This window comes from Paenibacillus sp. FSL H7-689, assembly GCF_000517905.1.
GTDB classification, from domain to species: domain Bacteria; phylum Bacillota; class Bacilli; order Paenibacillales; family Paenibacillaceae; genus Paenibacillus; species Paenibacillus amylolyticus.
Genome location: NZ_ASPU01000062.1, coordinates 1 through 336, shown reverse-complemented (window position 1 = coordinate 336; position 336 = coordinate 1). Strand labels below are relative to the sequence as shown.

2 tRNA genes are annotated in these 336 nt (G+C 48.5%); both read right to left on the bottom strand.

Annotation, left to right across the window (positions count from 1 at the left end):
* Positions 1 to 77 precede the first annotated feature (77 nt).
* Positions 78 to 153: transfer RNA gene (locus tag C170_RS27385), tRNA-Ala, on the bottom strand.
* 22 nt (positions 154 to 175) lie between these two features.
* Positions 176 to 252 (bottom strand) — tRNA-Ile (locus C170_RS27380).
* Positions 253 to 336: the final 84 nt, after the last annotated feature.

Genomic DNA, 336 nt, shown 5'->3' with positions numbered 1-336 from the left:
CTAAAAAGGAATGTTCTAATTCGCGTTTGTTTCGTTTCGATATCTAGTTTTCAAAGAACAAACTTGTAAAACTTTTTTGGTGGAGCCAAGCGGGATCGAACCGCTGACCTCCTGCTTGCAAGGCAGGCGCTCTCCCAGCTGAGCTATGGCCCCATATAAAGTTTAAAGGTATAGATGGTGGGCCCTGGTGGACTCGAACCACCGGCCTCACCCTTATCAGAGGTGCGCTCTAACCAACTGAGCTAAGGGCCCACATTATATATACTATTTGAACCCAAAATGGGTTACGCTTGGCGGCGTTCTACTCTCCCAGGACCCTGCGGTCCAAGTACCATT